This is a genomic window from Aliikangiella marina (assembly GCF_007004765.1).
GTDB lineage: Bacteria > Pseudomonadota > Gammaproteobacteria > Enterobacterales > Kangiellaceae > Aliikangiella > Aliikangiella marina.
This window is the reverse complement of sequence record NZ_VIKR01000001.1, coordinates 1,443,780-1,456,592: the sequence shown is the minus strand read 5'-3', so window position 1 is coordinate 1,456,592 and position 12,813 is coordinate 1,443,780. Positions and strand designations below refer to the sequence as shown.

Below are 12,813 nucleotides of genomic sequence, written 5' to 3'. Positions count from 1 at the left end.
AAAGACTGATATGACGACTCCTCAAGCTAATAACAACCCTTTCCCAAAACTGTTTGAACCGCTCAAAATCCATAACCATATTTTGCCCAACCGGGTCATTATGGGGTCCATGCATACCGGTTTGGAGGAAATGCGCGGGGGATTCAAAAAGCTTGCACAGTTTTATAAAGAGCGAGCCGAGGGGGGCTGTGGATTGATTGTGACAGGCGGTATTGCACCTAATTTTGCTGGAAGAGTTGCGCCATTTGGCAGTCAACTGAGTCATTTTTGGCATGTCGGAAAGCATCGCCAAGTTACTGAGGCCGTCCACTCGGTAGGCGGAAAAATCGCACTCCAAATACTGCACACTGGGCGATATGCATACCACCCGTTGAGTGTCGCGCCGTCAGCAATCAAAGCGCCAATTAATCCATTTAAACCGCGAGCGCTCAGCAAACGCGGAATACACAAAACCATTCGAGACTTTGCCAACTGTGCGAAAAAAGCGCAACAAGCAGGATACGATGGGGTCGAAATCATGGGGAGTGAAGGCTATCTCATCAATCAGTTTATCGTCAGTAAGACCAATAAAAGGACTGATGAGTGGGGCGGTAGCTTTGCAAACAGAATTCGTTTCCCGATCGAAGTTGTCAAAGCAGTAAGAGAGGCAACCGATAATAATTTCATTATTATTTACCGACTTTCAATGCTCGATTTAGTTGATGAGGGCAGTACTTGGGATGAAGTCGTAGAGCTCGGCAAGGCAATTGAAAAGGCTGGTGCTTCAATTATTAATACCGGAATTGGATGGCATGAGGCCCGGGTTCCGACCATCGCGACATCTGTTCCGCGAGCTAATTTTGCCTGGGTAACAGAAAAAATAAAACCGCACATTAACATTCCTTTGGTCACGACCAACCGCATCAATACGCCAGAAGTGGCCGAAGAAATACTTGAAAGTGGCAAAAGTGATATGGTCTCAATGGCGAGACCCTTTCTAGCCGATGCCGAGTTTATGAATAAGGCTGCAAAAAACCAGTCAAATAAAATCAATACTTGCATTGCGTGTAATCAGGCTTGTTTAGACCACATTTTTGAGCATCAACGAGTAACCTGTATGGTTAATCCTCGTGCCTGCTATGAGTTAGAGCTCAATTTTGAACCCACTCAACAAGCGAAAAAACTCGCAGTAGTTGGCGCCGGTCCGGCAGGAATGTCGTTCGCCACCTACGCGGCGCAACGGGGCCACCAAGTAACTTTATTTGATGCGAGTGACAAGATAGGCGGACAGCTCAATATTGCGAATCAAATTCCTGGTAAAGAAGAGTTTTTTGAAACCATTCGCTATTTTGGCGAGCGAATTAAAGATACTGGCGTGGAGCTGCAGTTAAATACGTCCATTGATGAACAATCCTTTACTCAAAAACAGTTTGATGAAATTGTCATCGCTACCGGTATTTCTCCGAGAAAGCCGCCCATTGAGGGCATAGAGCATCCAAAAGTGATGAGTTACATTGACGTTCTCAAACATAAAAAGCCAGTGGGTCAAAAAGTCGCGATCATTGGTGCCGGTGGTATCGGTTTTGATGTGGCTGAATATTTAACTCATGAAGGAGAATCGTTAACGCTGAATCCTGAAATGTGGGCGAACGAATGGAAAGTGGACCTTAGTTACCAACGCCCTGGCGGACTGCTCGAAGAAGCAAAAATTCATCCATCCCCAAGAGAAGTTTATTTGTTACAGAGAAAAGCTTCAAAAGTTGGCGCGGGGCTAGGCAAAACAACTGGATGGATACATCGGTCAAGTCTCAAAAACAAGCGTGTTGTTTCGTTAAATAACGTGGTTTATCGTAAAATCGACGACCAAGGCTTGCACATTACCGCTGATGGCAAGGAGCAGATATTAGCAGTCGATAACATCATCGTCTGTGCCGGTCAAAATCCTTTGAGGGAGCTCTATGACCAACTTGAGTCTCAGTCTCAATCAGTCCATTTGATTGGTGGAGCGAATATTGCTGCGGAATTGGATGCAAAAAGAGCAATACGCCAAGGAGCCGAATTGGCGGCGAAAATTTGACGATTTATCGCTATTAAGTGAAGATTTTGGGTTTATATTTAACATTTTAATAAGCCTCAATCGTCTAATAAGAAATCGTTGCTAAATAAGTCTGCTGAAGCAAACCCACAGTGCTATATTTATAGCAAGCAGTGTTAAATTGCTTTTTAAGTAAGGAAGGCAGGATGTTGATTTATAAAGGCTTTATAGGTCAGATAGACTATGATGCCGCGAGTAATAAATTAGTGGGTGAAGTGGTTAATTCGGTTGATCTTTTGGAGTTCAGTGGGACCAGTGCAGCTGAGATTCATGACGATTTTCACCAAGTTATTGATGAATATTTGGTTATGCAACAGCAAATGGCCGGTGTTAAACCGGTTCCCTTTGTAGGCAATTTTACGGTGTGTTTATCAACTGAAAAGCAAAATAAAGTCATAAAAGCGGCGCGCAAAAATGGTCAGAGCGTTTCCCATTGGTTGAACGAAAAAATAGATTCACATCTCAATGAGTACTTTGCAAGTTCCGCGTAAACAAAGTTAACTCTCCATTTTTTCGTGTTTTTCGTATCACAAATTATCTTTTAAACTCATCTCTTTATAGCGACTCTGCTATAATCGAGCCCCAATTGTTTGACTATATGACCATCTTGCTGTGACAAATTTCGACAAAGTGCAATTCTGTGATATCGACCAGGATCATCAAGGGCAGCGAATAGATAACTTTCTTTTTACTTTTCTGAAGGGTGTTCCCAAAAGCAGAGTTTATCGAATATTGCGTAAAGGCGAGGTGCGGGTCAATAAGAAGCGAGTCAAAGCAGAATATAAACTCGGTTATGGCGATAAGGTTAGGATCCCGCCAATTCGGGTTGCTGAAAAAGAACAGCAACTCGACTTGTCAAAATTTGACCGGGTTAAAAGCCTCGAGTCGAATATTATCTACGAGACTAAACAGTTTCTATTACTCAATAAACCCTCAGGTATCGCGGTACACGGAGGTAGTGGTCTTTCTTTTGGTATCATCGAAGCGTTGCGAGCGCTCAGACCCAGGGAAAAATTTTTAGAGTTAGTCCATCGATTGGACAGGGATACTTCAGGCTGTTTGTTAATAGCCAAACGACGCAGTTACTTAATCCATTTTCAAGATCAATTGCGTTATAAAACGATGAGAAAAGAGTATTTGGCTCTCGTCTCTGGAGATTGGGACAACGCCAATAACCGCATTATCGAACCGCTCTATAAAAACAAACTGAAATCTGGTGAGAGGATTGTTAGAGTGTCAGAAGAAGGTAAACCCTCGGAAACGCACTTCAAGTGTTTAAAGCGATTCGATACCGAGAAGGGGGATTTCAGCTTGATCAAAGCGTTACCGAAAACTGGACGCACGCATCAAATACGCGTCCACGCGCAATTCGCTGGATGCCCACTAATTGGTGACGAAAAATACAGCGATTTGGACGCTGACAGTGAAGTCTTACAGCGACTGAACCTTAAAACTTTTTTATTGCATGCACAAAAGTTAACCTTCAGTACACCTGATGAAGAAGAACCCAAAACTTATGAAGCACCGTTGCCAGCATTATTTGAGCAATCAATTAATCGGCTTTCCAAGCAATAAGACCAGCAATATGCCATGTTAATCGATTAACTGTTATGAAACTACACAACCCATATTCATTCGTTATTTTTGACTGGGATGGAACCATCATGGATTCAACCGATAGAATAGTGAATGCGATGCGTAAGTCGGCTAAAAATATCGGTTTGACTATTCCGAGTGAATCAGATGTTAAAGGAATTATTGGATTGAGTATGCAAGCCTGTATGGACCGGTTATTCCCTCAAGCAGATGAGGAGGAAAGAGCAGCGTTGCTAGAGGAATATCGTTTCCAGTATGTCGAGGGTGATAATACACCGACCCCATTATTTGAGGGCGTAATCGAGTCTTTGGAGTGGTTAAAATCACACGATATCCTTATCGCCGTCGCGACCGGAAAGTCTCGTGTTGGTCTCGAACGGGTGTTGCGAGAGGTTGACTTGTTAAATTATTTCCATTCTAGTATCTGTGCCGATGAAGCAGCAGGTAAGCCGCATCCCGAAATGGTCCAACGTTTAATGGAAGGTGCGGGTTTTAAACCATTACAAACCTTAGTGGTCGGCGACTCTGTTCACGATCTGCATATGGCCAAAAATGCAGGTGTCGATGCGATTGGCGTTACATCGGGTGCTAATCAACACCACGAACTTGATCCACTCTCACCAATAGCGATTTTTGAAAACGTTGTTGAGCTCAAGCCTTGGTTAGAAACTAGGCATAGTTAATGTCCGAACGACTCAAGGCAAGTATTCAACTGATTGCAACAATGCTGCTAGTTGCCTTGGTTACCGTATTAGCAAAACACAGCTTGAAATCTGTTGATGCTTTTGACTTTATTTGGTTGCAAATGTTTTTTGCGATCGTCGCGATTAGCCTATACACCTTCGTGATTCAACGCGAAAAATTACCGCAAGAAGTTCCGTTGCGCGCTTGGCTTATTATATTAGCGATGGGTGTTTGCAACTTCACTTTGGTTAGAACGCTATTTATTTTTGCGCTAGATATGATGTCGGTGACAACTCATGCCTACCTCATCAATTTTGTCGGTATCATGACAATGTTTTTAAGCGCGATTATTCTTAAAGAAAAACCGACCGCTATTCAATTCATTGGCGCAATAGTAGCCATTGTTGGGATACAAGTTTACTTTGATATTTTTCCAAGTGGCGAACAATTAACCGGTATTTTGTTGATCGTATTCGCGGTTTTCTTTTTGGCCATGACAAATATTTTAATGCGGTTATTGCACATCAAATACCCCCAAAGCGTATCGCATAATTTAGTCTCTTGCTTTGCGGTAATATCCGGCGGCTTGCCGATAGTCTTATACGGTTCTCAAGACTTTCAAAGTGTACTCAACATCAAACTATTTGATTGGTTGATTATTGCGGCCAATGGTATTGTCGCCATGGCGTTAGTTATGAATGTGTTTAATCTCGTTATGCGCCATCTCAAAGCATTTGAGGCCAGCATTTTGGCTAGCACTGGCCTTGTTTTTACTGCACTTATTTCAATCCCGATATTGGGTGACTCATTGAACGCAAGGCAAGTTGCTGGCATTTCATTGTTGTTAATTGGTATTTCCTGCGTACAAATTAAAAACTTTTCGAGACGCTCACAGCAGTGAAGCTCAAACTATTAGCAACGTCAGGCAAATAACGTAAATCAAGCGAGCTTAACCAAACGACTTTAATTAAACGGCTTTAACCAAACAATTTAATACCCACTTGCTCGAACATTTTACAAAGGGAAATTAATGGAAGGCCTTCTAACGCCGTCGGGTCATCGCTGACAACTTTGTCAAACAGACATACGCCCAAAGACTCGACTTTGAAACTGCCAGCGCAATCGTAGGGCGAATCAGTTTTTAAATAGTTTTCGATTAGCAGGTCTGATAAGTCTTTGAAATGAACTTCAACACTAGCTAGTTCATAGCGCCGAGTTTGAGTACTGTGCTGGTAAAGACATAGACCGGTCATAAACTTCACGCAGTTTCCAGAAAAAAGTTGGAGTTGTTTTTTAGCTTCTGCAAACCCCCCTGGTTTACCAATAATTGATTCTTGAAATAGGGCGATTTGGTCTGAGCCGATCACCCAGGCGTTGGGCATTTGTTTGGCGATGCTCAGTGCTTTTTCAACACTAAGCCTCTCGACTAAACTCAAGGGATGCTCATTCATCAACGGTGATTCGTCAATATCCGCCGCTTGCTGTTTGAAAGGCAAACCTAATCGGTTTAGGAGGTTTGCCCGGTATTTCGAACCAGAAGCAAGAACAATAGTATTTTCTTCACAAGAACTTCTCATCATGTTTTGTTTGTCTCTGTATCAATTTCTCGATTGCTATCATTGGCGATTTGGTTTTTCTGTTGGGCTTGCCACAACTCAGCATAAAGGCCTTGGCGCGCAAGTAACTCTTCATGCGATCCTGACTCCACAACCAGGCCTGCATCAAGGACGATAATCTTATCCGCATTAATCACAGTGGATAAACGGTGAGCGATTACAAGACTGGTATAATGACTCGCTATTTCTTCAATAGCACTTAAAATTGCCCGCTCTGACTTACTGTCTAACGACGAAGTTGCTTCATCAAAAATCATAATCGGCGGTCGTTTGAGTAATGCTCTGGCGATCGCTACCCGCTGTTTTTCTCCACCAGATAATTTTAATCCTCGCTCACCCACTAAGGTGCTAGTTCCTTCGGGTAACGTTTTAATAAACTCATCGAGATGAGCCATTTGAATTGCCAATAATACGTCTTCGTCAGATGCCTCAGGGTTACCGTAACGAACATTTTCGAGAATTGAATCATTAAATAAAACCGTATCCTGTGGAACGATACCGATTTGAGCACGCAGAGATTGTTGAGCAATCTCGGTGAGGTTTTGATTACCGATTGTTATTTTGCCGCTTGTCGGATCATAAAAACGGAGTAATAATTTAACGATAGTTGATTTTCCAGCACCACTGCTACCAACAACCGCGACCATCTGCCTTGGTTTTATAGTAAAACTAATCTCTTTTAGGATTTGTCGGTTGGCGGCGTACTGAAAAGCCACATTTTCAAATGAAATTTCGGCATCGGCACTGATCAGTGGGCCAGCATTTGGTGCATCTACCACTAAAGGTTCTCTAACCAGAAGGTCGAACATTTTCTCAATATTAACTAACGCCACTCTAATCTCTCGATAAACGAACCCCAAGAAATTTAACGGCATAAATAATTGCATCATAAATGCATTGATTAAAACAAAATCGCCGACAGTGATGTTACCTTGAGTTACTTCGGTAACCGCCAAGTAGAGGAGTGCAGTGATTGCTGCACTAATGATTAATGCCTGACCTGCATTCAAAACAAACAGACTTAAGCGATTTTTTTGTTTCGCTTGTTCCCATTGAGCTAAATCCCTGTCATATTTTTGTGCTTCAAAATCTTCATTGGTAAAATACTTCACGGTTTCGTAATTTAATAAGCTATCAATCGCTCGAGTATTACTTGTAGAATCGGCTTCGTTAGCGGCGCGTACATATTTATTTCGCCAGTTAGTAACCACCACTGAAAATGCAATATATAAGACAATTGAGCCCGCTGTCACTACACCAAAAGCGGCACCATAGCTAGTCAGTAAAATACCGACAACCAAAGATATTTCGATGAGTGTTGGTATGATATTGAAAACCATAAAGCGCATGATAAAACTAATACCATTAGTCCCTCGGTCGATATCACGAGCAAGCCCGCCAGTCCGACGTTCCAAATGAAAATCGACATCTAATGCATGCAAATGCTTAAAGACTTTTAGTCCCGTTCGACGTATAGTCCTCTCAGTCACTCGGCTAAATACAGTATCTCTTAACTCCCCAAACACAACGGTACTAAAACGAAAAAGACCATAAGCAAATACTAAAGCAATCGGTGTCAGCGCCCAGATAGGAATAGTATCTGAAAAGGCCGGGGCATTAACGGATGCTTCCCCCGAGAGGCCGTCGACTATCATCTTTAAAATAAATGGCATAATAATCGTAGACACTTTAGCCAATACCAGAAAGATTAAAGCGATAGCGATTCTACCTTTGAATTCGGTGAGATAGGGCCAAAGTTGACGGAGAACTTTCCAATTAATTTGAGAACGAGTTTCTATTTGTTGTCCGCTTGAGCGCATGAGTTAATAATCCGGAAGATAGGTAGCAGGGATTGTAGCAACCTTTAGACGAGTGGACTATTCGGCAAAATAATTTTGCTCACTCTGATTTCTTCAAGCGCTAAGACGATTGTAGCCAAGATTTCTAAGATCGTGTTCCCCAGGTTTATTGGGGCAGAATACTTTTTAAGAGTTGGAAGTCATTCAGAATGGGTTATAATCTATGCCTCGATTAAAGCTGGAAAAAATTTATGTCGCAAGAGCTCGGCGTGAGTGTCAAAGAACTCTATGATGAGTTTCTAGACGAAATATGTGGTACAGAGATAGTTTGGGGATTAGCCAACGAAGAAGGTTGGGCCGTGTGTGATTCAAATGACTTTGACGGGCGTGAAGCGATCCCTTTCTGGTCCAACGAGCATTTAGCAAAACTTCTCTGTACGGGAGACTGGGCCGACTATGTCCCCAGGCCTATTCCGTTAGAGGAGTTTTTGGATGACTGGTTGCATGGTATGCACGAAGATGAAATTTTAGTTGGTACTAACTGGGATGATGAGCTAGTTGGTCCAGAGCTAGAACCACTGGTCATATTAGAAGACGTTCTGGACGAAGACGACTAGTCGCTTGTTGGCCGTTTCTTTATAACAGCGAGATAGGATGCATAAGCCTATTAATGTAATACAGCGTTTGTTTAAAGTGGCATATGAGTTTCCGGCGTTTTGTCATATAAAAACAGAGAAATAGACGATTCTTTTGTTAAATCACCGTTTTCATTGATATTTTCAAGAATTATTTTGCGTTTTTTAGTTCTTTTGGGTAGAATCGCGCGCCTATGCGAGAATCCCAGCAAATTAGCAGTATACAGCCGTTTAAGTTAGCCAATAAAGAAGGCGAACTAAGCTTTAAATGGCCAGTTTCAGAGTTTAAGCGATTATCTGAGATGTTGCTGAGTGAAACCGGTGAAGTCAATGTAAAGCTGGAAGGGCTTTATGACCACCGTAAGCGTTGTTTGATAGTGGCAAAGATCAGCGCGCAATTAACGCTGGAATGTCAGACAAGCTTTGAGCCAATTGACTACCAAGTTGACCACGAGACGACTTATTGTGCGGTTGTGGCGGAAAGTCAGTTTGCCGAAGTTGAAGAAGAATACGAACCTGTTTTAGTCGAAGAGGGTTATCTCGACATAAAACAAGTGATAGAAGACGAGCTTATTTTAGCTGTGCCACTGGTGGCCAATAAGCCGTTAAACGAGATTGAACAGAAGATGAGTTTTGGCGAGCTTGATGAAGCAAAAATCGCCGCTGCTGAAAAAGCAGATAACCCATTTTCGGTTTTAGAGAATTTAAAGAAAACTTAAGTTTAGGAGTAATACCATGGCTGTACAACAGAACAAAAAGACTCGTTCAAAGCGTGATATGAGACGCTCGCACGATGCGCTAGTAGACAACACTTCTTCATTGTCAGAAGACGAAACTACCGGTGAACTTCACCGTCGTCATCACATGACAGAAGACGGTTACTATCGCGGTCGCAAAATCCTTTAATCCCAGTCGCGTTTGTCGCAAAGCTTGACTGAGATAATCATAGCGATTGATTGTATGGGGGGCGATTTCGGCCCCTCAGTTACAATTCCTGCAGTAAAAAAGGCGCTTAAAGCCTACCCCAACGTTGCATTCCAACTATTTGGTGATGAAGCGACGATTAATTCCTATCTTAAACTTCACCGATTTAATAAACACGATCGAATCAGGGTTTTTGCATCGAGCGACGATGTTACGATGGATGATAACCCGATTATCGCACTCAAAAACAAGAAAAACTCCTCTATGCGACTAGCACTGGAGGCAGTAAGAGATGGGCAAGCGCATGCCTGCGTCAGTGCAGGGAATACCGGCGCGCTCATGGCGATTTCTCGGTTTGTCCTTAAAATGCTTCCGGGAATCGACCGGCCAGCGATTATTTCGGCAATTCCGACATTAATTAATGAGCATGTATTTTTGCTTGATCTAGGGGCGAACGTGTCCTGCGATGAAAGGCGCCTTACTCAGTTCGCCATAATGGGCAACGAGTTAGTAAAATGTTTAGATGACAATCCGTCACCGAAAGTGGCTTTGCTCAATGTGGGAGAAGAAGAAAATAAAGGCTCTGAAAAGCTTCAACGCGCAGCGGAAATGATCAACTCCCTTGAATCGATTGATTACGCGGGCTTTGTTGAGGGTAACCAGATTTTTAGCGGCGAATACCAAGTTATTGTGACTGACGGCTTTACCGGCAACAACGTTTTAAAAGCCTCAGAAGGACTAACGCGATATTTAAGTCATAAGATTAAGGCTGCATTTGAACGCAATTGGTGGACTCGGTTTACTGGGCTTCTCGCAAAACCCGTCATCAGAACTTTTAAACACGAAGTCAACCCGGAAAAATACAACGGCGCCTGCCTGGTCGGCCTCAGAGGTATCGTAATAAAAAGTCACGGTGCGGCGAACGTATTCGCAACATTCTGTGCAATCGAAGAAGCAATCGTTCAGTCGAAACAAAAATTACCTCATAAAATTCGAGAAAAGCTTGAACAAGCTGCAGCGACGCTCGACCATTAGTTTCTTGTTCTAAAATATTAATAAAATATCTATCTGCTCGGAGTGGTTTATTCAATAAAAAGGCCTATAATGCCTGCCAACTTTTTAAAAGCATAATAAATAGTTAGGATTTTCGAATGTCTGATATTAAAACTGCGTTTGTTTTCCCGGGACAAGGCTCGCAATCAGTAGCAATGATGGCTGATTTTGTAGAAGAATCAATAGTAACCGATACCTTTCAAGAAGCCTCAGATGCGCTTGGCTATGATATGTGGAAGTTAGTCGCCGAAGGTCCAGCGGAATCATTGAATGAAACTCAACGTACCCAACCCGCATTACTAACCGCAAGTACAGCACTATGGCGCCTCTGGGAACAGCAGGGTCATGCAAAGCCGTTGTTGTTAGCCGGACACAGCTTGGGTGAGTATTCAGCGTTAGTCGCGGCAGGCGCATTAAATTTTTCTGACGGTGTTAAACTAGTGGAGCAACGCGGCCATTTTATGCAGCAAGCCGTACCGGCTGGAACCGGGAAAATGGCGGCGATCATTGGCTTGGCCGATGAGCTGATAGCTGAGGCCTGTCAAGAAGCCGCCGGTTCAGAAGTGGTTTCTCCGGTGAACTTCAATTCTCCCGGACAAGTCGTTATTGCGGGCAACGCTGAAGCCGTTGAGCGAGCAATGGTGGCCTGCAAAGATAAAGGGGCAAAACGGGCACTACCTTTGCCGGTGAGCGTTCCTTCGCATTGCTCATTGATGAAGCCTGCGGCGGAGAAGCTTGCAGACTCGTTAGCCAATATTGAAATTGCTACGCCCTTGATTCCAGTCGTTAATAACGTTGATGTCGCGGTGTGTGAGTCAGCAGACGATATTAAAGACGCATTAATTCGTCAGTTGTATTGTCCTGTGCGTTGGACAGAATCGGTTATCTACTTGGCCAATCAAGGTATAAACCAATTAATGGAATGCGGTCCAGGTAATGTTTTAAGTGGCTTGGCGAGAAGAATTGATCGCAGCTTAACTGCACAGCAATTATCAAAGAAAGATACATTTAATCAATAAGTTATAAAACATATTACATTATTTACTTTAAGTTAAGATTAGACTTTTGGAGAACAAAATGAGTGACGCTAAGTTAGCATTGGTAACTGGAGCATCTAGGGGTATTGGAAAAGCGATCGCCGCGTCGCTCGGCAAATCAGGGTTTATTGTTGCGGGAACCGCAACTTCTGATGCCGGTGCACAGGGAATTACAGAAGCTTTCAAAGAAATTGGAATTGAAGGGCAGGGCTTTGTGGTTAACGTCTCCAGTGCCGAGTCTATTGATGAGTTGTTAGCGGCTTTAAAAGAGACCTATGGCAAGACCCCCGAAGTTTTAGTAAACAACGCCGGTATCACTCGCGATAACTTATTGATGAGAATGAAAGACGATGAATGGGATAGCATCTTACAAACCAATTTAACCTCTATTTTCAGGCTCTCCAAAGCGTGTTTGAGGGGGATGATGAAAGCCAAGTGGGGAAGAATCATTAACATTGGCTCCGTTGTTGGAACGACGGGAAATCCTGGCCAAACCAATTATTCAGCGGCCAAGGCTGCGGTCATTGGATTTAGTAAATCGCTTGCAAAAGAAGTCGGTACTCGAGGAATTACTGTGAATGTGGTTGCGCCGGGATTTATTGCGACGGATATGACAGATGCCCTCGATGACACTCAAAAAGAAGCACTTTTTAAAGAGATTCCACTTGCTAGACTTGGCAGCCCTGAAGATATTGCAGAAACCGTTAATTTTCTGGCGTCACAAGGCGCAAATTATATCACTGGCGAGACGATTCACGTTAACGGCGGAATGTATATGGGGTAAAAATTAATCGCTGGTAGCCGATAACCAGCGGTTATTTACAAGGATAAGTTCTTTATTTTTTAATCATTTTTGTGTTTAATATGGCTTCGCCGAATAGTGGGCGTACGAGGGTTAGATTTTACTGGCTACTTTGTGGTCAGACCATGGGAAAACAATAGCTTGTCACTTGCAAATTTCCTTAAAATCAATAAACTACACGCCTCAGCGTTTGCTGGATTAATTTTTAGAGGAAAAAAAACACCATGAGCACTATTGAAGACCGCGTTAAGAAGATCGTTGTCGAGCAGTTAGGCGTTTCTGAAGACACAGTTACACTAGAAGCATCTTTTGTTGACGATCTTGGAGCAGACTCACTAGATACAGTTGAGTTGGTCATGCTATTAGAAGAAGAATTCGATACTGAAATTCCTGATGACGAAGCTGAAAAAATCAACACTGTACAAGCTGCAGTTGATTACATTAAAGCGAACGTAGAAGGCGCGTAATCAGGTTACTGATTGCAAGTATTCAAAAAAAAGCTGCGATAGTTCCACTATCGCAGCTTTTTTTATTGTTAAGATCTCGTTAATCTTGAACTAAACCGCATATTTTTGGACTATTGAGTCGATATC

At 42.8% G+C, this 12,813-nt stretch carries 14 protein-coding genes; 12 read left to right on the top strand and 2 right to left on the bottom strand.

All coding sequences use genetic code 11. The features are described 5' to 3' along the window. The first annotated feature begins 10 nt into the window (after positions 1-10). The 5 genes from FLL45_RS05755 (at position 11) to FLL45_RS05735 (ending at position 5,255) form a co-directional block, all read left to right on the top strand. Complete coding sequence (locus tag FLL45_RS05755) at positions 11-2,056, top strand: NADPH-dependent 2,4-dienoyl-CoA reductase (protein ID WP_142941020.1); 2,046 nt, start codon at positions 11-13, stop codon at positions 2,054-2,056. A 164-nt stretch (positions 2,057-2,220) separates the two neighbouring features. Continuing rightward, complete coding sequence (locus tag FLL45_RS05750; RefSeq protein ID WP_142941019.1) at positions 2,221-2,565, top strand: hypothetical protein; 345 nt, start codon at positions 2,221-2,223, stop codon at positions 2,563-2,565. Between the two features lie 121 nt (positions 2,566-2,686). Further along, entirely contained in the window at positions 2,687-3,649 is a 963-nt protein-coding gene (gene rluC, locus FLL45_RS05745; RefSeq protein ID WP_142941018.1) for a 23S rRNA pseudouridine(955/2504/2580) synthase RluC, read from the top strand. A gap of 35 nt (positions 3,650-3,684) precedes the next feature. After that, positions 3,685-4,353: an HAD family hydrolase gene (locus FLL45_RS05740; RefSeq protein ID WP_142941017.1), complete on the top strand. Its 669-nt coding sequence runs from the start codon at positions 3,685-3,687 to the stop codon at positions 4,351-4,353. After that, positions 4,353-5,255 (top strand): DMT family transporter, encoded by a 903-nt coding sequence (locus FLL45_RS05735; RefSeq protein ID WP_142941016.1) that lies wholly within the window; start codon positions 4,353-4,355, stop codon positions 5,253-5,255. The genes FLL45_RS05740 and FLL45_RS05735 overlap by 1 nt, the downstream gene beginning before the upstream one ends. 76 nt (positions 5,256-5,331) lie before the next feature. Here the strand turns inward: FLL45_RS05735 and FLL45_RS05730 are convergent, their stop codons facing one another. Then, a complete protein-coding gene (locus FLL45_RS05730) occupies positions 5,332-5,934 on the bottom strand; it encodes a Maf family protein (RefSeq protein WP_142941015.1) in 603 nt (200 codons plus the stop codon). Next, a complete protein-coding gene (locus tag FLL45_RS05725) occupies positions 5,931-7,790 on the bottom strand; it encodes an ABCB family ABC transporter ATP-binding protein/permease (protein ID WP_142941014.1) in 1,860 nt (619 codons plus the stop codon). The genes FLL45_RS05730 and FLL45_RS05725 overlap by 4 nt, the downstream gene beginning before the upstream one ends. 230 nt (positions 7,791-8,020) lie before the next feature. Between FLL45_RS05725 and FLL45_RS05720 the strand changes: the two genes are divergently transcribed. The 7 genes from FLL45_RS05720 to acpP all read left to right on the top strand — a co-directional run bounded on the left by FLL45_RS05720 (position 8,021) and on the right by acpP (position 12,687). After that, the gene (locus FLL45_RS05720) at positions 8,021-8,386 is read left to right on the top strand and encodes a DUF2750 domain-containing protein (RefSeq protein ID WP_142941013.1); all 366 of its coding nucleotides are present in this window, start codon (positions 8,021-8,023) and stop codon (positions 8,384-8,386) included. A 212-nt stretch (positions 8,387-8,598) separates the two neighbouring features. Next, positions 8,599-9,123 carry a YceD family protein gene (locus FLL45_RS05715; protein WP_142941012.1) on the top strand — a complete coding sequence of 175 codons (525 nt, stop codon included), beginning with the start codon at positions 8,599-8,601 and terminating at the stop codon, positions 9,121-9,123. Between the two features lie 16 nt (positions 9,124-9,139). Beyond that, a complete protein-coding gene (gene rpmF, locus FLL45_RS05710; RefSeq protein ID WP_142941011.1) occupies positions 9,140-9,310 on the top strand; it encodes a 50S ribosomal protein L32 in 171 nt (56 codons plus the stop codon). 24 nt (positions 9,311-9,334) lie between these two features. Beyond that, complete coding sequence (plsX, locus tag FLL45_RS05705; protein WP_210247118.1) at positions 9,335-10,363, top strand: phosphate acyltransferase PlsX; 1,029 nt, start codon at positions 9,335-9,337, stop codon at positions 10,361-10,363. Between the two features lie 116 nt (positions 10,364-10,479). Further along, entirely contained in the window at positions 10,480-11,400 is a 921-nt protein-coding gene (gene fabD / locus FLL45_RS05700) for an ACP S-malonyltransferase (protein ID WP_142941010.1), read from the top strand. A gap of 58 nt (positions 11,401-11,458) precedes the next feature. Further along, positions 11,459-12,202, top strand: a complete 744-nt coding sequence (gene fabG / locus FLL45_RS05695; RefSeq protein WP_142941009.1) for a 3-oxoacyl-ACP reductase FabG — start codon at positions 11,459-11,461, stop codon at positions 12,200-12,202. A 242-nt stretch (positions 12,203-12,444) separates the two neighbouring features. Beyond that, complete coding sequence (gene acpP / locus FLL45_RS05690) at positions 12,445-12,687, top strand: acyl carrier protein (RefSeq protein WP_142941008.1); 243 nt, start codon at positions 12,445-12,447, stop codon at positions 12,685-12,687. The last annotated feature ends 126 nt before the right edge of the window (positions 12,688-12,813 follow it).